Origin of the sequence: Clostridium sp. AF32-12BH (assembly GCF_003477935.1) — a bacterium.
Taxonomy (GTDB): Bacteria; Bacillota; Clostridia; order Lachnospirales; family Lachnospiraceae; genus Brotaphodocola.
The window spans coordinates 196,021-222,649 of record NZ_QUEH01000001.1 but is presented as its reverse complement, the minus strand read 5'-3'; the positions used below and the strand labels follow the sequence as shown (position 1 = coordinate 222,649).

The 26,629-nt window shown below is 51.4% G+C and carries 17 protein-coding genes; 15 read left to right on the top strand and 2 right to left on the bottom strand.

What is annotated here, in order from left to right; all coding sequences use genetic code 11:
• From mfd to DWZ40_RS01050, 6 genes are all read left to right on the top strand, one after another.
• Nucleotides 1-3,588, top strand: coding sequence for a transcription-repair coupling factor (mfd, locus tag DWZ40_RS01075; RefSeq protein ID WP_118540296.1), 3,588 nt, complete (start codon nucleotides 1-3; stop codon nucleotides 3,586-3,588).
• 196 nt (nucleotides 3,589-3,784) lie between these two features.
• Nucleotides 3,785-4,594: a transporter substrate-binding domain-containing protein gene (locus DWZ40_RS01070; RefSeq protein WP_118540388.1), complete on the top strand. Its 810-nt coding sequence runs from the start codon at nucleotides 3,785-3,787 to the stop codon at nucleotides 4,592-4,594.
• Entirely contained in the window at nucleotides 4,584-6,782 is a 2,199-nt protein-coding gene (locus DWZ40_RS01065; RefSeq protein WP_118540295.1) for an ATP-binding protein, read from the top strand. Before DWZ40_RS01070 ends, DWZ40_RS01065 begins: the two co-directional genes overlap by 11 nt.
• 25 nt (nucleotides 6,783-6,807) lie before the next feature.
• Nucleotides 6,808-8,958 (top strand): ATP-binding protein, encoded by a 2,151-nt coding sequence (locus DWZ40_RS01060; protein WP_243035143.1) that lies wholly within the window; start codon nucleotides 6,808-6,810, stop codon nucleotides 8,956-8,958.
• Nucleotides 8,959-9,104: 146 nt separating this feature from the next.
• The gene (spoVT, locus tag DWZ40_RS01055; protein WP_118540293.1) at nucleotides 9,105-9,653 is read left to right on the top strand and encodes a stage V sporulation protein T; all 549 of its coding nucleotides are present in this window, start codon (nucleotides 9,105-9,107) and stop codon (nucleotides 9,651-9,653) included.
• Between the two features lie 10 nt (nucleotides 9,654-9,663).
• Entirely contained in the window at nucleotides 9,664-10,017 is a 354-nt protein-coding gene (locus tag DWZ40_RS01050) for a hypothetical protein (protein ID WP_147354118.1), read from the top strand.
• Between the two features lie 77 nt (nucleotides 10,018-10,094).
• Here the strand turns inward: DWZ40_RS01050 and DWZ40_RS19315 are convergent, their stop codons facing one another.
• Together DWZ40_RS19315 and DWZ40_RS01040 are read right to left on the bottom strand one after the other, a co-directional pair.
• Nucleotides 10,095-10,418 (bottom strand): hypothetical protein, encoded by a 324-nt coding sequence (locus DWZ40_RS19315; RefSeq protein ID WP_182430481.1) that lies wholly within the window; start codon nucleotides 10,416-10,418, stop codon nucleotides 10,095-10,097.
• Between the two features lie 296 nt (nucleotides 10,419-10,714).
• On the bottom strand, nucleotides 10,715-12,223 hold the full coding sequence (locus DWZ40_RS01040) for a cell wall-binding protein (RefSeq protein ID WP_118540290.1): 1,509 nt from the start codon (nucleotides 12,221-12,223) through the stop codon (nucleotides 10,715-10,717).
• Between the two features lie 470 nt (nucleotides 12,224-12,693).
• On the opposite strand from DWZ40_RS01040, the gene DWZ40_RS01035 reads away from it, so the two are divergent.
• The 9 genes from DWZ40_RS01035 (at nucleotide 12,694) to DWZ40_RS00995 (ending at nucleotide 26,496) form a co-directional block, all read left to right on the top strand.
• Nucleotides 12,694-14,649: a thiamine pyrophosphate-binding protein gene (locus DWZ40_RS01035; RefSeq protein WP_118540289.1), complete on the top strand. Its 1,956-nt coding sequence runs from the start codon at nucleotides 12,694-12,696 to the stop codon at nucleotides 14,647-14,649.
• On the top strand, nucleotides 14,649-15,587 hold the full coding sequence (locus tag DWZ40_RS01030; RefSeq protein WP_118540288.1) for an NAD(P)-dependent oxidoreductase: 939 nt from the start codon (nucleotides 14,649-14,651) through the stop codon (nucleotides 15,585-15,587). The genes DWZ40_RS01035 and DWZ40_RS01030 overlap by 1 nt, the downstream gene beginning before the upstream one ends.
• Entirely contained in the window at nucleotides 15,535-16,875 is a 1,341-nt protein-coding gene (locus DWZ40_RS01025; protein ID WP_118540287.1) for a class I SAM-dependent methyltransferase, read from the top strand. Before DWZ40_RS01030 ends, DWZ40_RS01025 begins: the two co-directional genes overlap by 53 nt.
• 103 nt (nucleotides 16,876-16,978) lie before the next feature.
• Nucleotides 16,979-17,926, top strand: coding sequence for an NAD(P)-dependent oxidoreductase (locus tag DWZ40_RS01020; RefSeq protein ID WP_118540387.1), 948 nt, complete (start codon nucleotides 16,979-16,981; stop codon nucleotides 17,924-17,926).
• A gap of 115 nt (nucleotides 17,927-18,041) precedes the next feature.
• Nucleotides 18,042-18,983, top strand: coding sequence for a glycosyltransferase family 2 protein (locus DWZ40_RS01015; RefSeq protein ID WP_118540386.1), 942 nt, complete (start codon nucleotides 18,042-18,044; stop codon nucleotides 18,981-18,983).
• Between the two features lie 83 nt (nucleotides 18,984-19,066).
• Nucleotides 19,067-21,271 carry a glycosyltransferase family 2 protein gene (locus DWZ40_RS01010; protein WP_118540286.1) on the top strand — a complete coding sequence of 735 codons (2,205 nt, stop codon included), beginning with the start codon at nucleotides 19,067-19,069 and terminating at the stop codon, nucleotides 21,269-21,271.
• A gap of 15 nt (nucleotides 21,272-21,286) precedes the next feature.
• Entirely contained in the window at nucleotides 21,287-22,276 is a 990-nt protein-coding gene (locus DWZ40_RS01005; RefSeq protein ID WP_118540285.1) for a glycosyltransferase family 2 protein, read from the top strand.
• 217 nt (nucleotides 22,277-22,493) lie between these two features.
• Nucleotides 22,494-23,915 (top strand): undecaprenyl-phosphate glucose phosphotransferase, encoded by a 1,422-nt coding sequence (locus DWZ40_RS01000; RefSeq protein WP_118540385.1) that lies wholly within the window; start codon nucleotides 22,494-22,496, stop codon nucleotides 23,913-23,915.
• Nucleotides 23,916-23,958: 43 nt separating this feature from the next.
• Entirely contained in the window at nucleotides 23,959-26,496 is a 2,538-nt protein-coding gene (locus DWZ40_RS00995; protein ID WP_118540284.1) for an LCP family protein, read from the top strand.
• Nucleotides 26,497-26,629 lie beyond the last annotated feature (133 nt).

Genomic DNA, 26,629 nt, shown 5'->3' with positions numbered 1-26,629 from the left:
ATGAGCAGAGGATTTGCAAATCCACTTACAGAGCTGGCGGAGTTTGAACAGCTTCAGGAGAGTCTGAAAAAGAAGAAGGGACCGGTGCAGGTCAGCGGCTGTCTGGATTCCCAGAAGGTGCACCTGATGCACGAGACCATGGCGGAGTGTCCATGGAAGCTGGTTGTGACCTATGACGATGCCAGGGCGAAAGAGATTTATGAGGATTTCGGATGCTTTACGGAGAACGCGTGGCTGTATCCGGCGAAGGACCTGCTGTTTTACAGTGCGGATATCCATGGAAACCTGATCACAAGGGAGCGCCTGCAGGTGCTGCGTCATCTGATGGAGGATGCGGGCGGCGTGGTGGTGACCACTATGGACGGCCTGATGGACCATTTGCTTCCGCTTGCCTGCATGAAAGAGCAGGTGCTGCATCTGGAAGCGGGACAGGAGCTGGATCTGGAGGCGTGGAAAATCCGCCTGGCAGAGCTCGGTTATGAGCGCATGGCGCAGGTGGACGGCATGGGGCAGTTTTCCGTGCGGGGCGGCATTCTCGATATTTATCCGCTGACGGAGGAGCTTCCGGTGCGCATTGAACTGTGGGACACCGAGGTGGACTCCATCCGCACGTTCGATATCGAGAGTCAGCGTTCCATCGAGCAGTTAGATGAGATCGACATCTATCCGGCTACGGAAATCGTGCTGACGAAGAAGCAGGCAAAGGAAGGTGTGGAGCGCATCCGCAAAGAGGCGAAGACCTTTGCGGAAAAGCTGAGAAAGCAGGGAAGCACCGAGGAAGCGTACCGCATTACCCAGATTACACAGGAATTGACAGAGGGCATCGGGGAAGGTCTGGCACAGACTGGTCTGGATGCCTGGATTTCGTATTTTAATAAGGAAACGGTTTCGTTTCTGGATTACTTTGACCCGGAGCGCAGCATGATCTTTTTAGACGAGCCGCTGCGGTTAAAGGAGCAGGGCGAGGCTGTGGAGCTGGAGTTTCGGGAGAGCATGGAGCATCGTCTGGAGAAGGGATATTTGCTTCCGGGGCAGACGGGGATTTTGTATTCGGCGCGAGAGATCCTGGCAAGGGCGCAGCGCAAGGATACGGTTTATCTGACCGGCCTGGAGCAGAAGCTTCCGGGCATGACGACCGAGGCGCGGTTCTCGTTCGATGTTAAGAACATGAATTCTTACCAGAACAGCTTCGAGATGCTGATCAAGGATCTGACCAGCTGGAAAAAGGAACGCTACCGGGTGATCCTGTTGTCGGGTTCCCGCACGCGTGCCAGCCGTCTGGCGGAGGACCTGCGGGAGTATGACTTAAGTGCGTTCTGCACGGACGATGAGGAGCGGCAGGTGCAGCCGGGCGAGATCCTGGTGACCTTCGGAAACCTGCACCGCGGTTTTGCGTACCCGCAGATCAAGTTTGCGGTCATCACCGAAGGCGATATGTTCGGCAAGGAGAAGAAAAAGCGCAAGCGGAAGAAGACTTCGTACGAGGGCAAGAAGATCCAGAGCTTTACCGAACTTTCCGTGGGGGACTATGTGGTGCATGAGGATCACGGTCTTGGTATTTACCGCGGAATCGAGAAGATTGAGCGCGACGGTGTCGTGAAGGATTACCTGAAGGTGGAGTATGCGGACAATGGAAGTCTCTATCTTCCGGCAACCCGGCTGGATGGCATCCAGAAGTATGCGGGATCCGATGCAAAGGCACCGAAGTTAAACAAGCTGGGCGGGGAGCAGTGGAACCGCACGAAGGCGAAGGTCAAGACGGCCGTGAAGGAAATCGCACTGGATCTGGTGCAGCTTTATGCGGCACGCCGGGAGCTGGGCGGTTACCAGTACGGCGAGGATACGGTATGGCAGCAGGAGTTTGAAGAATTATTCCCTTACGAGGAGACGGAGGATCAGTTGACGGCGATCGAGGATACGAAGCGCGATATGGAAAGCCGCCGGATCATGGACCGTCTGATCTGCGGGGACGTGGGCTACGGCAAGACCGAGATTGCCCTTCGCGCGGCCTTTAAGGCGGTGCAGGAGAGCAAGCAGGTAGTATACCTGGTGCCGACGACCATTCTCGCGCAGCAGCATTACAATACCTTTGTGCAGCGCATGAAGGATTTCCCGGTGCGCATTGAGCTTATGTCGCGTTTCCGCACGCCGGGGCAGATCAAAAAGACGATTGAGGATCTGAAAAAAGGGCAGGTGGACATTGTCATCGGTACCCACCGTGTGCTTTCCAAGGATGTGAAATTCAAGGATCTTGGTCTTCTGATCATCGATGAGGAGCAGCGCTTCGGCGTGGCGCACAAGGAAAAAATCAAGCAGATGAAGGAAAATGTCGATGTGCTGACTTTAACAGCAACACCGATCCCACGGACGCTGCACATGAGCCTGGTCGGCATCCGCGATATGAGTGTGCTGGAGGAGCCGCCGGTGGACCGTGTACCGATCCAGACCTACGTCATGGAGCATAACGATGAGATGGTCCGCGAGGCAGTGAACCGGGAGCTGGCGCGCGGCGGACAGGTTTACTATGTATACAACCGGGTAAAGGACATCGAGGAAGTGGCGCATCATGTGCAGGAACTGGTGCCGGATGCCACGGTCGTTTATGCGCACGGGCAGATGCCGGAGCATAAGTTAGAGCAGATCCTGCTTGACTTTGTGAACGGCGACATCGATGTGCTGGTATCCACCACGATCATTGAAACGGGGCTGGATATCCCCAATGCCAACACCATGATCATCCAGGATGCGGACCGCATGGGTCTGTCCCAGCTGTATCAGCTGCGCGGTCGTGTGGGACGTTCCAGTCGGACTTCTTATGCATTTTTGATGTATAAGCGTGACAAGCTGTTAAAAGAAGAGGCGGAGAAGCGTCTGCAGGCGATCCGTGAATTTACGGAGCTTGGCTCCGGTGTCAAGATCGCCATGCGGGACTTAGAGATCCGCGGCGCGGGCAATGTCCTCGGTGCGGAGCAGCATGGTCACATGGAAGCGGTGGGCTACGATCTTTACTGTAAGCTGTTGAACCAGGCCGTGCAGGCGATCCAGGGGCGCCGGGACGAGACGGAAGACTTTACTTCCACGGTGGAGTGCGATGTGGATGCCTACATTCCGGTTTCCTATATTAAGAATGAGTATCAGAAGCTGGATGTGTACAAGCGTATTTCCGGCATTGAGAATGAGGAAGAGTACCTGGACATGCAGGATGAGCTGCTGGACCGTTTCGGCGATATTCCGAAGGCGGTGGCAAATCTTTTGCAGGTAGCGCTCTTAAAAGCGATGGCGCACAGGGCGTATGTGACCGAGGTGCGCATCAACCGGCAGGAAATCCGCCTTACCATGTACCAGAATGCGAAGTTAAATACAGAGGGAATCCCGGATTTTGTAGCTTCCTATGGCGGAGATTTGAAGTTTGCCATGACGGAGCAGCCGTATTTCTTATATGTGGACCGCAGAAATAAACAGAAGGACTGCGTGGCGATAATGGAGCTTGCGCGGACGATGCTTGGACAGTTAGGAGCGCTGGCTGAGCCTGGAACTGTGCAGACCGGGGAGAACAGGGAAGTCACGGGTTCGGAGACTTTGGAATAACGGATGACAAGACAAAAAAAATATTTGTCATTTCCGTGCATGCTTTTGTCAGAAAATGAACGACGTTACCGGAAAACGCAATGGACAAAACGCATTGGTTTTTTTTATAATGATAGGAAGTAAGGAATGAAAATCCCTGATATTTCTATAAAATGTGTGGCAGTTCAGAAATATCAGGAAAAAAGGAACTGGTGATATGAAAAAAATGTTCAGGATTCTGGTGTTGACATGGCTGGGAGCGTGTCTAGTCTGTGGCTGTACTTCTTCGACGATTGGGACCAGACAGGTGGATCATCGTCCGGAAATCATCGTAGGAAGTGATGTATACCCGCCCTATAATTATATGGATGAAAATGGTTCCCCAACCGGAATCGATGTGGAACTGGCGCGGGAGGCGTTTGGGCGGATGGGCTACCAGGCTGTGTTTGTCGGCATAGACTGGGAGGAAAAAGACCGTCTTTTGAAGGAAAAAGCCGTGGATTGTGTCTGGGGCTGTTTTTCGATGAATGGGCGGGAGGACCGTTATCTCTGGGCTGGACCGTATATGGTAAGCCGCCAGGTTGTGGCTGTGGACCGGCGCAGCGAGATCTACCATCTGGATGACCTGAAGGGAAAGATGATCGCAGTCCAGTCGACCACAAAGCCGGAGGATATATTCTTAAAGCATGAGGGCAAAATTCCGGAAGTGGGCGGTGTATACAGCTTTGAGGATCGGGAACTGATCTACACAGCATTGGGAAAAGGGTATGTGGATGCTATCGCGGCCCACGAGACTGCCATAGCCCAGTACATGAAAGACTACGGGGCAGATTTCCGCATTCTGGACGAGGAAATCCTGACGACCGGAATCGGAGTGGCATTCGACCGGGACGATGACCGGCAGCTTGCCGGGCAGCTGTCAGAAACGCTGGAGCAGATGCGGCGTGATGGGACATCCGCACAGATCATAGGGCACTATCTGCCAGATGCGGAAAAATATCTGGAGGTAGGGCAAAGTGAAGATTAATAAGCTGGTTTTTCAGGATAAACGATTTTTCCGTGTTATGATGCTGCTTGGTGTTATGATTCTTTGCGGCGTTGGTTTTGTCTCATACCGTGCGGATTTAAGACGTGCAGCCTGGGTTATGCAGGATACCATCAATTATGTTGGCGGTCAGTATATCATCTGCGATAAATTCAACGCAGACAGTACGACCAAGAGCCTGGACCGTATGGTAGAGCGGGTGCGCCAGGTGCGAAGGGACCTGGAACTGGTGGGAGATCATGTGAACGAGGAAGTGCTGAAGGCTTGTGCGGAAGATCTTCGTCTGACTGGAATTGTTCTTCTGGACCCAGAAGGAAACATTACCTGTGAATATCGCCAGAATGATGAAGGCTGGGACGAACTGGAAGAGCATTTGAAAAAAGAGGCGCTTCTGAATGCTGCCCGTTATCCACTGAAATATTATACGACCCGGTTGGATATTTCCGATGGTTCCCTGACGGATCTGGCAGCAACTGCGCGCAGAAATATGCCGGGTGTGGTTGTGTGTTATTATCACACGCCGCTTCAGTACAGCCGGAATTATAAGCTGTCGATCCAGAGTGTGCTTTCCGGTTACAGTGCCTATGCAAGCAGTACCATAGCCATTACCGATGGAAACCGGATCATTGCATCGAATAAAGAAAACCTGGTTGGGATGCAGGTGGAAGACCAGCCGGTCCTTGCGCAGCTGCGCGGTCAGGATGAGCGGGCTGGTGAGCTGATCCATATTCATGCGGATTCTGCCGGCTACTATGGCGGCCGGGCTGTTGGGCGGAATTACTATATTTATGTGTATTTTAATGAAGCTTCTATTTTTACAAATTTGAAATCCAACGTATTTTCTGTTCTGATTTTGTATACGTTGGTGCTTCTGGTGGCGCTGGTGCTGCGTCAGAAAGCGGCAAAGGAGTACCAGCAGGAGCAGAGTCGCCGTGACTGGGAATACCAGAAAAATCTGGAGGAAAAAGCCAGGGAGGCACAGCGGGCAAATCATGCGAAAACGGAATTTTTACAGCGCATGAGCCATGATATCCGGACTCCGATCAACGGAATCCGCGGTATGCTGGAGATGGCGGATTATTATCAGGATGACCTGAAAAAGCAGACGGAGTGCCGGAATAAAATACGGGAGGCATCGGGCTTTTTACTGGAACTGATCAACGATGTACTGGATATGGGAAAGCTGGAATCCGGAGAAGTAACCCTGGAGGAGCGGCCGTTTGAACTGAAAGAACTTTTGGATGGCATGGTAGAAATCGTATCCAAACAGGCGAGAGAGCGTGGAATCGAGATCGTGGTCCGGGAATATGAAGTCCGTCACTGGCATCTGCTTGGCAGTCCCCTTCATCTGAAACGGCTTTATATGAATATCATGAGCAATGCCGTGAAATATAATAAGGATAAAGGAAAAATTTTTGTGGAGTGCCGGGAGATCAGCAACCGGGAAGATATTGCCGAGATTGCATTTATCTGCCGGGATACCGGTATCGGCATGACACCGGAGTTCCAAAAGCACGTGTTTGACCCGTTTGTGCAGGAATCCAATACAGCGCGGACTTCCTACGGCGGCACCGGTCTGGGCCTCGCCATTGTAAAGAACCTGATAGAAAAAATGGGTGGTACCATTACTTTTGAGAGCGAACCAGGCGTGGGCAGTACGTTTTATCTCACAGTGCCCTTAAAGATTGATCAGAATGCCGCAGCACGGGAAAACATGGTGCCGGAAGAAAAGAACACATCGATCTGCGGCATGCATATCCTGATCGCGGAAGACAATGAACTGAACATGGAAATTGCCCAGTTTGTCTTAGAGAGTGCCGGGGCAGTACTAAGCCGTGCCATGAACGGAAAAGAAGCCCTGGAATGTTTTCAGGCTTCTGCACCGGGAACGTTCGATGTGATCCTTATGGATGTGATGATGCCGGTCATGGATGGATTTGAGGCAACCAGGGCGATCCGTGCGCTTGACCGGGAAGATGCGAAAACAATTCCGATCATTGCCATGACAGCCAATGCATTTGCGGAGGACCGTAAGCGTGCGTTTGAGGCAGGCATGAATGAGCATCTGGCAAAGCCCCTTGAGAGCCGGCAGATGAAAGAAGTGCTTGCAAACTACCGCAGGGAGAAGGCGCAGCCGGGCGGGGAATCGCAGACAGAGCACGAAGCATAGCAGGACGGTGCAATGCGGCAGGAAAATGAAAAGACAAGTGGGACAAAACAGTAAGATGAAAGATGAATTGAAAAAGCAGGAAGCACAGGAAGAACAAGGTTCTGTTGTGCAAAGATTTCTTATACAGAACAAAAAAATGGCTTTTTTGCGTATCGTGATGGTATTTATGCTCACATTTCTGGCAGTTCTTGGCTGTGCCAGTCTGGTGAATAAAAATCAGGAAAACGATGAAAAAATCCAGGCGGCATTTACCGCGGAATCTACGGTAAGCCGGGTCGAATCTCAACTGAATAAATATCTGGCAGAGTCCAATCTGATGAAGCGGATGCTGGAGAGCGGCTATGAGGTGACTGAGGAAGAATTTGACATTCTTTCCGCTCTGATGCAGGATGAAAATCATGTGATTGAGGCACATGAGCTCGCAAAAGATGGCATCGTAAACCGGATTTATCCGCTTGAGGGCAATGAGGAAGCCATGGGCTTAAATATGCTGGAGCATCCGGCGCGCCGCAAAGAAGCACGGCTGGCACGGGACAGCGGACAGTATACCATTGCCGGACCGTTTGCGCTGCGGCAGGGCGGTACGGGAGCACTTTTGTTTGATCCGATCTATTTGCCGGATCAGGATGGTCAGTCCCGGTTCTGGGGATTTTCCATTCTGGTGATCAACTGGGAGCGTTTTTTGGAGGAAATTGACCTGGACCGTCTGGAAGATGCGTCTTATCATTACCAGATCTGGAAGAAAAACCTGGAGACAGAAGAACAGATCGTCATTGCGCAGTGCACCACACCTGCAAAGGGGGATACGTATCAGGTGCCTTGTGCCGTTCCAAATGATACCTGGTATTTTGAAATTGTACCGAAAAACGGCTGGATCACCCGGACCCAGAGGATTGCGGAATTGATTCTGGCAGGAAGCATGGCATTTCTTCTGACGGTTGTGTACTGGCAGTTTGAGCAGTGGCGCAGAAAAGATGTGCTCCATTCCATGGAAATGGAAGAGGCGGCCAAGCGCGCCGAGGCGGCAAGCGAAGCAAAAAGCCGGTTCCTTTTCAACATGAGCCATGATATCCGGACACCGATGAATGCGATTATTGGTTTTTCCAATCTTCTGGAGAAGCATCTGGATGAAAAAGACCGGGTGAGCGAGTATATCGAAAAAATCCGTTCCTCCAGCGAAATGCTGCTTTCCCTCATCAATTACGTGCTGGAGATAGCGCGGATTGAGAGCGGAAAAACGACGCTGAAAACGGAGGTGGGTCAGTTAAGACGGCTCATGGATGCGGTACAGGCAGCATTTGAACCGGTAGTAGTACAGAAAAACCTGAAATTCCAATGTACGTTAGAGCAGAAGCATGAATATGTGCTTTGTGATAAGACCAAACTTCGGGAAATTCTTATGAACATTGTGAGCAATGCCATCAAATATACGCCGGAGGGCGGAACGGTGACCCTTACGATCACGGAAACAGAGCCAGAACATCCGGAGTATGCTTCTTACCGGATTCTGGTAGAAGATACCGGAATTGGCATGAGTGAAGAGTATCTGCCGCATATTTTCGAGGAGTTTACCAGGGAGCGGAGCAGCACAGAAAGTAAAGTGCTGGGTGCCGGTCTGGGACTTCCGATCGTAAAGACCCTCATCGATCTGATGGATGGCAGAATCGTTGTAAAAAGTCAGGTGAACGTGGGAACTACAATTCTCATTTACCTGTCCTTCCCGATCGCTTCGGAAGGTCAGATTCAAAAGAGTCTGGAGAAGCAGAAAGAGATCATGGCGGAGAATCTTCATGGAAAACGCATTCTTCTGGCAGAGGACAATGACTTAAACGCGGAGATTGCCATGACGATACTGGAAGAGCATGGGGTAAAGACTGAGCGTGCGGAAGATGGTGTACGGTGTCTGGAACTGTTAAACAGCGCACCGGAGCATTATTACGATGCAGTATTGATGGATATTCAGATGCCGAACATGGACGGCTATGAAGCCACCAGAGCGATTCGTGCCATGAAGAATGGGTACCGCAAGATTCCGGTCATTGCCATAACGGCAAATGCGTTTGAGGAAGACCGGAAGAAAGCGTTTGCAGCAGGGATGGACGGTCACATTGCAAAGCCGGTGGACGTGCAGGCGCTGTTTACCACGCTGGAGCAGATCATTGGTACCGGATATTGATGGTCGAATCCGGTTTTTGACCAGAATTTATGCATAAATTTCAGATGTTTCCACATACTGTCCATAAGACACACGATATGGAAAGGATGTTAAGAAGCGGTATGAACCGTTTCTTGACAGAGTAAGCGGTATGCAGGAGGAACATTATGAAAGCTACAGGAATTGTGAGAAGGATCGATGATCTGGGACGTGTCGTGATTCCGAAGGAGATACGAAGGACACTGAGACTGCGGGAGGGAACTCCGCTGGAGATTTTTACAGACCGCGAGGGAGAAATCATCCTGAAAAAATATTCTCCCATGGTGGAGCTGGCAGCATTTGCCACGCAGTACGCGGATGCGATGGCGCAGTCCACCGGCATGCTGGTCTGTATCACAGACCGGGATCAGGTGATCGCGGTTTCCGGCGGCCCGAAAAAAGACGTGCTGCAGAAGATGATCAGTAAGCCGTTGGAGCAGGCGATTCATGAGCGGGAAACCATTGTGGCAGAACGGGATAGCAAGAACTTTATTCCGGTTGCGGGAGATGAGATAGACGGAGTGACCGCAGAGGTGATCGCGCCGATCATCTGTGAGGGTGACTCGATCGGAGCGGTTGCACTTTTGAGCCGCGATCCAAAAACAAAGCCGGGAGATACGGAACTTAAGCTGGTTTCCATTGCCGCCGGTTTTCTGGGGCGGCAGATGGAAGGGTAAAGGAGAGAGCATGATGCAAAAGAAAAATATAACGGGACAGCAGGAAGACTGGGAACTGTCAGAAGCATATTATAAGGAAGAAGATGGAAAGAAGGAACTTCGTCTGGAGGATTTCCTGGAGCCAGAGGAAGCACCGGAAAACCAGTCTGGTTTGTCAGCTGGAACTGGGATTGCCGGACAGCTGGAAGAAATGTCTGCACAGGTAAAACAGGTCATGGAGCTTTCCGGGGCAGGACATCAGGCAGAGGAAATCGCCTCCATGCTTGGTATCGAGGGACAACTGGTGCGGGATATCATGGTTTGCGTCCAGTCGTTCCCGGAGGATGATCCGTTGGCAGTAGCGCGGCTGATCCTGCTGGGATAGGTCTGGTTTGGTGAGAGACATAATAAAAACAGGGCAACAGATTTCAAATAGGGAAATCTGTTGCCCTGTTTTTTCGCCTAACGCATCTTATCCATCTGTCCATCGGAGTCAACATGGTAATTGTCGACCCAGGCGTCGGTAACCATTTGTCCGTCTTCTCCGAAGAAATACCAGTCGCCTTTGTAGCGAAGCCAGTAGGAGGTTTTACGGTTGCCTTTCTCGTCGAGGTAATAAGTGCCGTCCTTCAGTTCCAGAAGACCGGTTGCCTTGGTTCCGTCGTCTTTGATATATTGATATTGATCTTCTGCGGTTTTGTGCCACTCACCTGCCATAGCAGGGAATGCGCTCATCAGAAAACACAGGATGGTTAAGATGAGGGTGAGTCCTGTTTTTTTCTTCATAGTGATCATCCTTTCTCTCTCTGCAAATTCATTATAACAGCCATGTTTTCTGCTGACAAGAGGAAAGGCGGGATTGTAAGGAAATAGGTGGAATCGTAAGAAAAACGTTATGAACAGAGAGAAGATGAAGAGAGGAGGCAGTGAGAAGATCAGGGAAAAGAACAAATGGAAAAGAACAAAGAGAAGAGGACATGCCGGTGACATGCCCTCTTTGTGTGAACGGATGAAATATTTTTACTTTTTTCGTTTGTACAGGAATGTCCTTTTGTTTAATTTCAGGTTGCGGTTTATGGTTTTTATTCCTGGATGATTCCATTGACGTCAACGGTCCAGATTTTATCGTTGGAGTCTTTGACATCTTTATAGCCGCTTCCAAGATCAGATCTTATTGCAGACTTGGAGGAGGAAGATGCTTTCTGAATGGCACCATTGGTACCGACCAGGTAGGATACGCCGTCTAACTGGGCAGGAGCAAAACGCAGGTCGCGGTCTGCATCCTGGCGGAGTCCCTGCACGTAAACATTGTTGTCGCGGACGCCGTGGAACCCGCGTCCCTTGTTTCCGCCGTCGGTGTAGAAGAACCAGGTCTGGTTTTCACCGAGATCTTCATCGTAGATGGTCTGCTTGCCGGTCTTCATGATACCGTCAGTACCAAAGTAGTAATTGCAGATCTGTCCGTCTTCGGTAATGACACTCTGAAGTCCGGTCTGCAGTTCGCCACGGTCATTGAAGCCGAAGCGTTTTCCATCGACTGTGAAGACCTGTACACCCTGGGTTGCGTAGTAAGGACGACCATTCTTCATATAGAAGATAAAGGTCTCGCCTTCTTCGCTGATCTCCGGTGCACCTTCCATCTGGTACCAGCCGTTTCCGCGCTTTCCGTCTGCCTCGTAGAACTGGTAGGATGCGATGAGCGGAGCAGTGACCTGGACGTTGTCAATGTTGTCGGTGTGATTGACTGTCTCAGCGTTGGCATTGCTTGCGGTTTCAGCATCTGAGCTGTTTTTTGCGCTTGCGATGTCAGTGGAAACAGAACTGTCGGCTGTGTCTGCGCTGATCTCAGAGTTTGTGTCGTCAGCAGCTAGAGCAGCATTTGCTGCGCTGTCAGCAACACTTTCCGGTACCCGGAACCATCCGGTCTGCAGGATCCCGTTCTGGAAGGTGTAGTAGGAACCGGCAATCTTGCGGTCGATCTGGTTCATGACCATACGGCCATTGTTGTCAAAAAAATGCCATACGGTATCCTGATCCAGCTCCTCGTCTTCATTTTCCAGTTCGATCCAGCCGGTTTTCATGACGCCGTCGCCTTCTTCTCCGAGGTAGTAGGTAAAACCGTCTAATTCCAGCATGCCGGTCTGCATGTGGCCTTCTTCGTTAAAATAGTAATTCTTTCCGTCAATCTCCTGCCATTTGGAGATGACGCTTCTTCCGTCTTTTCCATAGTAGTACCAGTAAGTATCCGGGGCGTCAGAATCCCACTCATCCTCGTTTGCTTCGCTGATCCACTGGTTCATGACGCGGCGGCCGTCCTCGTTTACATAATATTCATCAATTTTGCAGGAACGGGAAAGGTAGCCGTCTTCGTTTAAGTAATACCACTCGCCATCTTTCTTTTTCCAGGAATCGGTCAGGTAGTAGCCTTCGCTGTCCTTGTAGCGGAGTTCTCCGTCTTCCGTGAGCCATCCGGCAGTTGCTGCCAGAACGGTGGAAACGCTGCCCGGAATGGAAAGCGCGAGTGCAGGGGTTGCCGCTGACATTGCTGCCGCGGTGGATAATACAGCCAGTAAATTGCAATGTTTGTTCATAACTTTATGATTCTCCTTTTTTCTTGTGGAAACCGAGAACGTCTGATGCCTGGATGTTTGCCTGTCAGAAAGGAAAGCATTCACAGACGGACGAAGCCGGTTTGCAGTTTGGCCGAAAATCCGCAGTTGCATTACGGTGCTGATTATAGCGGATTTCATACATCTTGAAAAGTGAAGGTTACTGGAAAGAAAACCACGTGCTGCCAACAGGGAAAACCGGCTGATCTGGAATGCAGAAATTGGAAAAAACCGCGGTTGTCTGCGCAACGTGTGAAGTGCTGTGATTTTTGGGTGCAGGATACGGGAGAATATGGTATACTATTGCTATTAAAGATGTTATTGACGCGCAGATGCAAACGGGAACGGAAAACGTGAAGTGGCAGATGTGCGATATAAGTTTCTGTTTGCGCAACGCGTGAACAGGAACCGATATAAGAATGAGAGAATATGAAAACAGGAGGAGATTCCCAATGAAGATCAAGGTATCAAACTACATTGCCGGAAAGCTGGTTGAGGCAGGGATCAATCAGGTCTTTACGGTTACAGGAGGAGGCGCCATGCATTTGAACGATGCACTGGGCCATCAGGAAGGGCTGCACTGCCTGTACCAGCACCATGAGCAGGCATGTGCCATTGCGGCAGAGGCCTATGCCAGAATCCACAACAAGATCGGAGCACTGTGCGTGACGACAGGCCCTGGCGGTACCAATGCCATCACCGGCGTAGTTGGCGGCTGGCTCGATTCCATCCCGATGCTGATCTTATCCGGTCAGGTGCGCTACGACACCACTGCACGCTGGTCTGGTGTCGGCATCCGTGCCATGGGTGACCAGGAGTTTGATATTGTAAAATCCATCGACTGCATGACCAAGTACAGCGAGATGGTGATCGATCCGCTGCGTATCCGCTATTGTCTGGAAAAAGCCATTTATCTGTCTTATTCCGGGCGTCCAGGTCCGACCTGGCTGGACATTCCGTTAGATGTCCAGGGCGCATATGTAGATACCGATGACCTGGTTGGATTTGATGCGGCAGATTATGAGGCTGGCGGCACCGGCTGGGCAGAAGCTGAACCGGCTCATGCAATCCAGGAGGATTACGCTGGAAAAGGGGAGCACCGTCAGGTACTTCCGAAACCGGTTTCGAAAGAACTGGCAAGAGAGATCATCGAGAAAATCCGCAATGCGAAACGTCCGATTTTGTATGCCGGAAACGGAATCCGTATTGCTGGTGCGTTTGATGCCTTTATGGAAGTGGCAGACGGTCTGGGAATTCCGGCAGTCGTAGGCTGGAATGCAAATGACTGCATGTACGATGACTGTCCGTGGTATGTGGGCAGACCGGGCAATATGGGCGACCGTCCGGGCAACCTGGCTGTACAGAACAGTGACCTGGTATTTTCCGTGGGAAGCCGCTTAAGCATCCGTCAGGTCGGATACAATTATAAGACCTGGGCGCGCGAGGCGTATGTGATCATGAACGATATCGATCCGGAGGAGTTAAAGAAGCCGAGTGTCCATGTGGATATGCCGGTTCAGGCAGATGCAAAGGATCTCATGGAGACGATGGCAGCCGTTCTTCGGGAAGAATACGACAAAAAACCGGTATTTGACGGCGGCGAGGGCCTTCCGGGTATGACCTGGAGCGAGACCTGCCGGATGTACCGGGAGAAATATCCGACGATCCGCAAAGAACAGTTAAAACCGGATCCGACCCGCGAGGCGAATGTTTACGCGGTGGTAGAAGCACTCAGCAGCCGTTTGAGCGAGGATCAGATCACGGTAGTCGGAAATGGTTCTGCCTGCGTGGTCGGAGGACATGCTTATATCATGAAGAAAGGACAGCGGTTCTTATCCAACTCCGCGATTGCTTCCATGGGTTACGATCTGCCGGCAGCGATCGGTGCCTGCATGGCAGCCCATGATCCGGAATTTGAGGGGGACGGATACAGCCAGCACGACATCATCCTGCTGACCGGTGAGGGCAGCATCCAGATGAATCTTCAGGAACTGCAGACCATCATCCACCACAAGATGCCGATCAAGATTTTCCTGATCAACAATGGCGGCTATCATTCCATCCGCCAGACCCAGCGGAATTTCTTCGGGGAGCCGTTGGTCGGAATCGGCGCAGACAGCCACGATTTAAGCTTCCCGGATATGGGAAAACTTGCCCCGGCTTACGGTTATCCGTATGTGGCAGCATATCACAATGAGGAGCTGCCTGATGCAGTAGAAAAGACTCTGACCATGGAGGGACCGGCTATCTGTGAGCTGTTTGTGACGACAGACCAGAACTTTGAGCCGAAGTCCTCCGCAAAGCGTCTGCCGGACGGTACTTTAGTATCTCCGCCGCTTGAGGATCTTTCTCCATTCCTTCCAGATGAGGAGATGGACAAACTGATGATCATTCCGAGGATAAAATAATGCGAATTGTAGTAACAGGCGCGACCAGCTTTATCGGCGCGGCAACAGTAAGACAACTTTTAGAGGCGGGGCACCAGGTTTTTGCGGTGGTCCGCCCCGCTTCTTCTAATATGAAGCATCTGGAAAAGATGGCGGAGGGCATAGACCGTGGGTCCCTTGTCATCCGCCAGCTGGACCTGGCAAATATCCGGGAACTGACCGGTTTTGCTGCGGATGCCTGGATCCACACCGGCTGGGACGGTGCCGGAAGCGACAACCGGACCAAACGTGACGTGCAGCAGAAAAATGTCACATATGCCCTGGATGCAGTGGAGGCAGCAGCAGCGCTTGGGTGCCGCCGCTTTTTGTTTACTGGATCCCAGGCGGAATACGGAGTCTGGCACCAGACAGTAGCAGAGGATACCCCCTGTCATCCGGTGTCTGAATATGGCAAGGCAAAGGTTGATTTTTGCGAAAAAGCGAAAATACTTTGCAAACGGAAGAATATGGAGTATATTCATACGAGAATATACAGCGTGTACGGTCCGGGAGACCACCCATATTCATTGGTTCAGTCCTGCCTTCGCACATTTTTGGAGGGCGGCAGCATGAAACTGGGCGAGTGTACACAGAACTGGAATTTTCTTTATATCGATGACGCGGTGGCGGCACTCGCTGCTTTGCTGACAGAAGGCAGCACCGGCGTCTATAATATTGGCAGCAGCGATACCAGACCGCTTAGGAATTATATCGAAGAAATGTATGCACTGTGCGGACATCGGGGGAGTTTTACCTATGGAGAACGGCCGCAGAATGCGGAAGGTCCGGCAGATCTGATGCCGGATATCAGCAAAATCCTGCGGGAAACCAGCTGGCGCCCTGCCAGGACATTTGCGGAGGGAATTTATGAAACATTGCATAGCCTGCGGGAAGATCCTGCCGGAAAAGAGTCTCTTTAGTTTGAAAAATGCACCGGCATCGGCGCAGGACATTCCGGATACGGATGAAGTGAAGGACGATCAGGGCATTGCCCTGCATTTGCATCAGTGCAGCGGCTGCGGACTGGTTCAGTTTGACTGTGAACCGGTGGCTTATTACCGCGATGTGATCCGCGCCGGAGGCGGTTCTTCCACGATGCGGGAATTACGGACCAGCCAGTACCGTCATTTGATCGAAACCTACCATCTGGAGGGAAAGACCTTTCTGGAGGCTGGCTGCGGCCGGGGTGAATTTTTGAAGTTTTTACAGGACTTTCCGGTTGAGATTTACGGAATAGAGCACAAGGCGGATCTGGTTGCGGCAGCGCAGGCAGAGGGACTTCGTGTCTGGCGAGAGTTCCCGGAGCGGGAAAACCAGAAATTCGGACATTCTGAGGAAGCCTCCATGCTGCCGGAGCGTGGCTGGAGCGTACCGGAAAAACCGTTTGATGTGTTCTTATCCTTTAACTTTTTAGAGCACCAGCCAAGACCGGATGTTATGCTGAAAGCCATCTGGAACAATCTGGCTGAGGACGGCATGGGGCTGGTCACCGTGCCGAGCCTGGAATACATTCTGGAGAAGGAAAGCTATTATGAACTGATCCGTGATCATATCGCTTATTACACGTTTGATACACTTCGTGCATTATTAAACCACTGCGGTTTTGAGGTGCTCGAGGAGGAGATGATCAACCGCGATACACTTTCCATGGTGGTGAGAAAAACCGCCATGCCGGAAGACGGGAAAATGGAGCAGGATGATCTTGCGGGTCTGGAACGCGCAGCATCAGGTGTACAGACAACTTCGAAATGTCTGGAAGCAGAAACTGGTGCACAGAGAGAACATGCAGAAAAAGCAGCGAAGGCACAGCGTGAAGACGCTGCAGATGCAGGCATCATCGCCCCTCTGACCGACGGCTATGCGGTGGTAAGCGGAGAAATCCGCGCACTGACAGAACGTCTGAACCGGGAAGGCAGACGTCTTGCCATGTGGGGAGCAAGCCATCAGGGATTTACCCTGGCATCGACTTCTGGTCTTGGGGAGTCTCTGACTTATATCATCGATTCTGCTCCGTTTAAACAGGGGCGTTTTGCACCGGCTTCCCATGTGCCGATCGTGGCGCCGGACCATTATTTTGGGGAACCGGTGGATGCAGTTTTGATCGTGGCACCGGGTTATACCGATGAGATCGCGGGTATCATAAGAACAAAGTTCGGTGTGGGTGTGGAAGTCATGACTCTGCGTACGAACCGGATTGAGCATCTCTGAGGCAGCAAGGAAGAAGAAACGTTACTGATTCATGCAGTGCCTGCACAGGATCTGGCATGGAGTAAAAAAGCAGGAACGGCAGAAAACGACAGGAGTATGGAATATGATACAGAATCTTTCCGGAAAACGGATCGTGATGACCGGAGCTACCGGCTTTATCGGAAGCCATGTGGCAGAGCGGTTTTTGGAAGAGGGTGCGGAGGTTTACTGCCTGGTGCGCCCGCAGTCGCAAAAAACAGACTGTCTTCCGGTGCATGAGCACCTGCACCGGATCGCCGCACAGATGGATGAGGCGGTAGCGTGTGTCCCGCAGATCGGACATGCGGACGCGTTTCTGCATTTTGCGTGGCGCGGCGTGAACCGCCAGGAGATTGACTCACCCGAAGTACAGAAAACGAATATTGATGGATCGCTTCGCTGCCTGGAAGCAGCAAAGCTTCTGGGCTGCCAGGTGTTTATGGATGCCGGTTCCCGGGTAGAATATGGCATTACTTCCGATGGCACCATGGAAGAGTCCATGGCGTGCCATCCGGTCAATGAATATGGGAAGGCAAAGCTTGCTTTTTTTGAACAGGCAGAAAAACTCTGCCGGGACATGCAGATGACCTATTATCACCTGCGTTTCTTCAGCGTTTACGGAAAAGGGGACCATCCGTGGTCCATCATTTCCACGCTGACGCGGGAACTGCCGGAAGGAAAAACGGTTTCCTTAAGTGCCTGCAGGCACCGCTGGAATTTTATGGATATCGCAGATGCATCCCGGGCAGTCGTAGAACTGTATCGCTACAGCGACAGCCATCCGGGCGAATGCCATGCTGTGAATGTGGCTTCGGAAGATACTCGGGTACTGCGGGACTTTGTTGAGGAGATCCACACGCTGTGCGGCGGTCGCGGAAACCTGGAATACGGAAGCTTTATTCAGGCAAAGGAAGGTGCCCTTTCCATCTGTCCGGTCAATGAAAATATAAAGAAACTGACGGACGGAACCTGGAAGGAAGAGGTCTCTTTTGCGGAGGGAATCCGAAGGATGCTTCCACAGATACTGGCATAAAAATGTGGAAAAAACAAACAGAAGCATCAACTTCTGTGGAAAATTGTCATTCTGGATCTGGACAATGACAGCGATGGCAAACAAGTTACAAGAAACGATATGGAAGGAAACGATTATGAAAAAGATCAGTGTGCTGATCCCCTGCTACAACGAGCAGGAAAATGTAGAGGCAATCAGCAAGGCGGTACTGGAGACCCTGACACGGGATCTGCCGCAGTACGACTATGAGCTGGTGTTCATCGACAACGATTCTACCGATGAAACCCGCCCGATCCTGCGCAGACTCTGTGCAGAAAACCCGAAGATCAAGGCCATCTTCAATGCCCGCAATTTCGGACAGTTCAATTCTCCGTATTACGGCATGCTGCAGGTGACTGGAGACTGCGTCATTGAGATGGTGGCAGATTTCCAGGATCCGGTGGATATGATCCCGAAATACGTGAAAGCCTGGGAAGAGGGCTACAAGATCGTTATCGGCATCAAGACAAGCAGCAAGGAAAACAAGATCATGTATGCGCTCAGAAGTTTCTATTATAAAACCATCAAGAAGCTGTCTGACGTGGAGCAGATTGAGCACTTTACCGGTTCCGGACTGTATGACCGGGATTTTATCGAGGTGCTGAGAAATCTGGATGATCCGACCCCGTTTCTGCGCGGAATTGTGGCGGAGCTTGGTTATAAGCGGAAGGAAATCCCGTACGAGCAGCCGAAACGCCGTGCCGGAAAAACGCACAATAACTTTTACCGTCTGTACGATGCAGCCATGCTCAGTGTGACTTCTTACACGAAAGCAGGCTTACGTTTGGCTACGTTTGTGGGAGCCATCAGCGCATTTTTAAGTATAGTAGTTGCGATCATTTACCTGGTCATGAAGCTGATCTGGTGGGACCGTTTCCCGGCAGGCATGGCACCGATGTTGATCGGTATGCTGTTTTTAGGCTCAGTGCAGATTTTCTTCATCGGCATGGTGGGCGAGTATGTGCTCTCCATTAACCAGCGCGTGATGCACCGTCCGCTGGTCGTGGAGGAAGAACGCCTGAATTTTGAGGAGAAATAATGGTTCGGACACAGAACTGTTTGAGGAGGAATAACGGTCCATGCGGAAACGGTGTGGAGCCGTTGTGAGGAGAAAAAATTCATATGAAATACAAGATTGACGTAGTGCGGATCCGGGAAAATTCGATTCAGTTAAATGGCTGGGTTATCGGAAAGACACCGGAGTCCAAAGCGGAATTTGAGGTTCTGGATCAGGAAAAAAAGCCGCTTTCGATCAAATATGTGGCAACCCGCAGGGATGATGTGAGCCAGATCTACTATAAGCAGGTCTATGACCGGGATTATGGCTTTGACATCCAGTTCCCGTATGAGCGTGGGGCGGACTACTGGCTGGTGATCCGCTGTGATGGAAAGACTGCCCGTGTGAAATACAATGAGGAGCTGATCGCAAAGCGCGCCAGTGTGGCACACAAGCGCATGGAAAAGATCAAGGATCTTATGAACATGGAAACGGTTCATGTGGCACTGGAGTTTGGAAAGAAGCATGGCTTAAAGGCGCTGATTTTGAAGTCCCGCCACAAGCTGCAGGGTCTGGATAATGATTATGACTATGGTGAGTGGTATGAGCTGACCCGCCCGAAGGAAGAAGAACTGGCTGCTCAGCGTGAGACAAAATTTGCGAAGGAGCCGCTGTTATCCATTGTCATTCCGGCGTACAAGACTCCGGAGAAATACCTGCGGGAGATGCTGGATTCCATTCTGGCGCAGACCTACAAAAACTGGGAAGTCTGCGTGGCAAATGGAAGCCCGAAGGGCGAGGGAGCCATTGTCAGCCGCGTTATGGCGGAATATACAAAGAAGGACAGCCGATTCCATGTGTCGGAGCTTGGGGAAAACCTGGGAATTTCCGGCAACACCAATGCGGCCCTGGAGATGGCAAAGGGTGACTTTATCATTCTGGCTGACCACGACGATACCATTCCGGAGCATGCTCTGTATGAGGTGGCAAAGACCATCAACGAGCACCCGGACTGCGATGTCATCTATTCCGATGAAGATAAGCTGGATATGGACGGCGGTGCGCTGTTTGACCCGCATTTCAAACCGGATTTTAACCCGGACCTTTTAACCAGCGTCAATTATATCTGCCATCTGTTTGTAGTGAAGCAGGAACTGCTGAACAAAGTAGGCGGCTTCCGCCACGAGTTTGACGGTGCCCAGGATTACGATTTCATTTTCCGCTGCACGGAGAATGCGAAAGAAATCTGCCATATCCCGAAGGTGCTGTACCACTGGCGCTGTCACCAGGAGTCTACAGCCAGCAACCCGGAGAGCAAGCTGTATGCGTTTGAGGCAGGTGCACGCGCGATCATGGCACACTATGAGCGCATGGGCATCCCGGCTGAGAAAGTAGAGAAGGGCGTCGATTACGGAATCTACCACACGACCTTTAAGATCCAGGGCGACCCGCTGGTGTCGGTTATCATTCCGAACAAGGATCACAGCGTGGACTTAGACCTCTGCATCCGCTCCATCATCGAGCGTGCCACCTACAAAAACCTGGAGTTTATTGTGGTGGAGAACAACAGCACCGAGCCGGAGACCTTCGCGTATTATGAGAAGATCCAGAAGGAATTCCCACAGGTGAAGGTCGTTCGCTGGGAACGGGAGTTCAACTATTCCGCGATCAACAACTTCGGAGCTTCCTTTGCAAAGGGCGAGTACCTGATGCTGTTAAACAACGATACCGAGATCATTGCCCCGCGCCTGTTTGAGGAGATGCTTGGCTTCTGCCAGCGGAAAGAGGTCGGCATTGTCGGTGCCAGACTGCTCTATGAGGATGACACGATCCAGCATGCCGGAGTTGTGATCGGTTTTGGCGGCGTGGCAGGTCATACCTTTATTGGTCTGCATGAAGCGGAAAACAGTTATTTCCACCGTGCAATGTGCGCACAGGATTACAGTGCCGTAACGGCAGCCTGCCTGATGGTGAAAAAGTCGGTCTTCCATGAAGTCGGTGGTCTGACTGAGGAGCTGGCTGTGGCATTTAACGACGTGGACTTCTGCCTGAAAGTGCGGGCAGCCGGATATCTGGTGGTTTACGCACCGTATGCAGTGATGCATCACTATGAGTCCAAGTCCCGAGGTCTGGAGGATACACCGGAGAAGGTAGCACGCTTCAACCGGGAGTGGGCACTGGTGGCAAGCCGCTGGCCGGATGTCTTAAAGAACGGGGATCCTTACTACAATCCGAACCTGACCCTGCGAAAATCAGACTTTTCCCTGCGGGATCTCTTAAAAGAGAAGATCGGTGAGCCATATAAGCTTCCGGATTTGAAAGAGCAGTAGGATGGAGGAGCACGTATGAAAAAAGTATCGATCATCATTCCAAACTATAATGGTCTGAAATTCATGGAACCCTGTATGGCGGCGCTGGATCGGCAGATCTGCCGGGACTTTGAGCTGCTGGTGGTGGACAACGGTTCCACCGATGGCAGCGTGGAATGGCTGAAGGAGCATGGGCTTCCATCGATTTTCCTCGAAACCAATACTGGTTTTTCCGGTGCGGTCAATGTGGGAATCCGTGCAGCAAAAACACCGTATGTGATCCTCTTAAACAATGACACGGAAGCGGAGCCGGAGTATGTCGGAGAACTTTTAAAAGCCATAGAAAGCTCTCCGAGGATCTTCTCCGTGAGCCCGAAGATGATCCAGCTTTACCATAAGGATCTGATGGATGACGGCGGTGATATGTACAGCATTATGGGCTGGGCATACCAGCGGGGCGTGGGGCAGGAAATCGAACGATATGACCGCCCCTGCCATATCTTTTCGGCCTGTGCCGGTGCGGCAATCTACCGCAGGGAGGTATTTGACGAGATCGGATATTTCGATGAGATGCATTTTGCCTACCTGGAAGACATTGATGTGGGATACCGGGCAAAAATTGCGGGATACTATAACCGTTACTGCCCGTCTGCGAAGGTGTTCCATGTGGGAAGCGGCACCAGCGGCTCTAAGTATAATTCCTTTAAGGTGAAGCTGGCAGCGCGCAATAACGTATATCTGAATTACAAAAATATGCCGGCACCACAGCTTTTGGTGAACAGCATCCCGATCGCCATGGGCATCGTCGGAAAGTACCTGTTTTTCAAAAAACTCGGTTTTGAAAAAGACTATATTGCCGGGATTTTTGAGGGAATCAAAACCGTAAAAAAGACGCGCAAGGTTCCTTACCGCAAGGAAGATTTCACGAATTATCTTGCCATTGAGTGGGAGCTGATCTATGGCGCGGCACTGTATATTTACGAGTTTTCCAGACGCCAGGTGAAGAAGGCAGGCAAGCGTGCTTAAGCGCTGCCGGCTGCACATCCTTGCGTGAACAGACGGCAGATTCTGGCTGCAGGGAGAAAAGTTAAGAGAAATTTAATATCTCAATCCAGTAAATTCGTGTATAATCGTTACGATTCCATTACGATGCCGAAAGACCGCCAGTTTGCGCGGATCCTGGCAAAATCCGTTGCTGTCTGTGCCATACATGGACAGTAATCTGAAAATCAGGGTGGACTATATGATAAAAGATAATCAGACCAGACTGAACCGGCTGCATGTGCTTCTGGATGCACTGGTGATTGCAGCCGCCTATGTGTTCAGCTGGTTTATTACATTGAAAAGCGGATTGTTCGGAGCAGATTTGGAGGCTGGTATCCTGCCGACCTGGTTTTATATGCGGGTCCTTGTGGTGATCATACCAGTCTATCTGCTTTTGTATACAATCTTTCATTTGTTTACGCCGAAGCGGGTGCAGGGCAGACGTCAGGAGTTTGCGAACATCTGCAAGGCAAATCTGATCGGACTGTTCCTGTTTGGAACAATCCTGTATGTAGGAAGAAAGAACCCTTATCTGCGGGAGTTCTCGGCAAGGCTTGTAGCAGGCTTCTTTCTGACCAACATTACCGCGGAAACGCTGGAACGGAATCTGATCCGCACTGTGCTGCGCTCCATGCGTGCAAAGGGCTACAATCAGAAACATATTATTCTGGTGGGTTACAGCCGGGCAGCGGAAGGTTATATTGACCGTGTGCTGGCAAACCCGGAGTGGGGATACCGCGTGCGCGGCATTCTCGATGAGCATAAGCAGTGGGGATATGATTACCGCGGGATCAAAGTCATCGGCACATTAAAGGATTTAAAGCCGATCCTGGACATGAACCGCCTGGATGAGATTGCCATTACCTTAAGCCTGAAGGAGTATGCCGGTCTGGAAAAGATCGTGGCAGTCTGCGAGAAATCCGGGGTTCACACGAAGTTCATTCCGGACTATAACAATGTGATCCCGACCAGGCCATATACGGAGGATTTACAGGGACTGCCGGTCATCAATATCCGCCATGTTCCGTTAAACGATCCGCTGAATGCAGCAATGAAGCGTGTGGTTGATATTTTTGGTGCGGTTGTTGCACTGATTTTGTTTTCCCCTATTATGCTGGTGACGGCCGTGCTGATCAAGCTGACTTCTCCGGGACCGCTGATCTATTGTCAGGAACGGGTAGGACTTCACAACCGTCCATTTAAAATGTACAAGTTCCGTTCCATGGAAGTGCAGGCACCGGAAAAAGAAAAGAGCGAGTGGACGACCAAACGTGACCCGCGGGTAACACCGATCGGACGGATCATCCGAAAAACCAGTATTGATGAGATGCCGCAGCTTTTCAACGTCCTGTTTGGCAGCATGAGCCTGGTGGGACCGCGGCCGGAACGCCCCTATTTTGTGGAGCGGTTTAAGGAAGAAATCCCCCGCTACATGATCAAACACCAGGTGCGGCCGGGCATGACGGGCTGGGCCCAGGTGAATGGTTACCGGGGTGACACTTCGATTACCAAACGGATCGAGCATGATCTTTATTACATTGAAAACTGGACTTTGGGATTTGATTTTAAGATATTGTTTCTGACATTTTTCAAAGGCTTTATTAATAAGAACGCCTATTGACCCGGTTGCCGGAGCAGGCAGGAATTAAGATGAGGTACAAAACATGAGTCACGATTATGACGATGAGTTAGAGCGCAGTACAGAAAGACGCAGCAGACGAAATCCCCATATGCGAGACAGTTCCGGAGCGTATGCGTCTTCTGATCGGGAAGGCGGTTACGCAAATGAACGGGAACGCTGGGAGAGACGCCAGAGACAGCGCCAGGAGGCTGCGGAGCGGGAACTGGATGTTATGGGAGATTCCCGGATCTATGCGCTTCCCAAGCAGCCGAAACGCCAATATGAACCGGAAGCTTCCGGAAGCACCAAAGAACCGGATATGCTTGACGAACTGGAGATGGGCCGTGTGCGTGCCTCATCCCGCCGCAGAAACAGCGCAGATTACGAGACCGGTGCATCGGATGAAAGCACGCGCAGCAGTGCCGTGCGGGAGACAGCCGGAAGCCGTGCCGTGCGCGAGACAGCAGCTGCGAAAGCAGGGGCCGGAAGCAGCCGCCGTATGGGAAATTCTGGAGAAAATTGGGAAACCGGACTGGACAGCGAAGCCGGTGGAAACCAGCGCAGAAATGCCGGGGCAGAAGAAAACTGGCAGAATACCAGGGATAGCGGGGCAGGAAGAAGCCGTCGCAAAAATACAGAGGCAGCAGGAGACTGGCAAAACACCAGAAACACAGAAAACGGACGGAGTCAGCGCGGCAGCAGAAATGCGGAAGCAGGAGGAGGCGGACGTCTGGAGATTGGCAAAAGCGAGGCAAAGAGAAAGCGCAGACGCCGTATCATTGCCATGATCGTGGCAGAGTGCATTGCGCTGGTGGCGATTTTCAGCTATGCCTTTATGGCCCGCATGATGTCCCAGATCCAGCGTTCGGAAGAGTTCCAGATCAGTGAGATCAAGACCAATGACATTGCAGTAGATGCAGAAGAAAACATGAAGGGTTACTGGACCATTGCCATCTTTGGTGTCGATGCACGTGATAACGCGATCGAGAAATCCACAAACTCGGATGTTATCATCCTCTGCAACATCAACCGCGATACCGGTGAGATCAAGCTGGTATCAGTATACCGTGACTCTTATTTAAATATCAATGATAAGGGATCTTATGCCAAGGCAAACCAGGCATACTTTGTGGGCGGTCCGAAGCAGGCAGTAGAGGCTTTAAACCGCAACCTTGACCTTCAGATCCAGGATTACATGACCTTTAACTGGAAAGCCGTAGCCAATGCGATCGACGTGCTTGGCGGTGTGGACATTGAGCTGAGCAAGGTAGAGTTTTTCTATATCAACTCCTTTATCACGGAAACGGTAAAAGCAACCGGAATTGGTTCCCACCAGTTGACCCATGCAGGCATGAATCATTTAGATGGTGTCCAGGCGGTAGCATATGGTCGTCTGCGTTTGATGGATACCGACTACGCGCGTACTGAGCGTCAGCGCAAGATCATTGCACAGGCTTTCGAAAAATCAAAGAAAGCAGATTTCCAGACGCTTTATACCCTGATCGGAACAGTATTTCCGCAGGTATCGACCAGCATCGGCGTTGACGATCTGGTCAGCAATGCGAGAAATATCAGCAAGTTCCATCTGGGTGAGACAACCGGATTCCCGCAGGCCCGCGGCGATGCCAATATGGGCAAGAAGGGTGCGGTTGTTGTTCCGGCAACCCTGGAGAGCAACGTCATTGAACTGCACAAATTCCTGTTTGGTGACGAAGCCTATACACCTTCCGATACGGTAAAGAAGATCAGCGCAAAGATTTCTTCGGATACCGGCATCTACAAGGAAGGCCAGTTTGTAGGAAATGTAGGAACGGGCGGCGGAGTCGTACAACCGCAGAAAACGACGGCAGCAGCCATCAAATCCTCTGACAAAGCGGAAAGCAAAGAGGAAGAAGGCTATCAGACCGTATACGAGTATGACAAGAATGGCAAAAAAGTCAGCAAAAAACTTAAGATGGAAACGGATGCGGACGGCAAATATGTAAAATATGAGACCGACGCGGACGGATTCCTGGTAAAAGACGAGACCATCTCCAGCAGCCATGCCTCCAAAGCAGAGACGGACGAGAATGGAGAACTGAAGGAATCGGAAAGCGGCAACAGTCATAAGAACAATGAGTCTTCAACCGGTGAGTCCGGAATTGCAGATTCTAAGGTAACAGACCGTCCGGGAACGTCATCCGAATCGACATCTGCCTCTCATCCGGGAAGCACTGCGGAGAGCAGTTCTGCCAGTCACCCGGGAAGCGGCACGACGCCGACAAGCGCATCGTCCCACCCGGGAAGCAGTACAACCCCAACCAGTGCAGCGTCCCATCCGGGAAGCAGTACGACGCCAACCAGTGCGGCATCCCATCCGGGCAGCAATACGGAGACTACCACATCGGGTGGTGGCAGTACGGTTCCGACGGCAGCATCCCACCCGGGAAGCAGCACGACGCCGACAAGCGCAGCAAGTCATCCGGGAAATACATCCACAACCCCGACTGGTTCCGGCAACCCGTCCTCTGCGGGACCATCCGGAAGCGGCAACTCATCATCTTCCGCGGTTTCCGGAATGGTGGCAGGACCGGGGCAGTAAATTTTGAACAATATTGCACGATAACGAATGAGGGGCGAAAGTTCCCGCAGCCGCCATGCATGGCGGCTGCGGGAACTTTCGCCCCTTTGACTTACTGTGCTAAATTGTTTACCGTTCACAATTAAATTGAAAA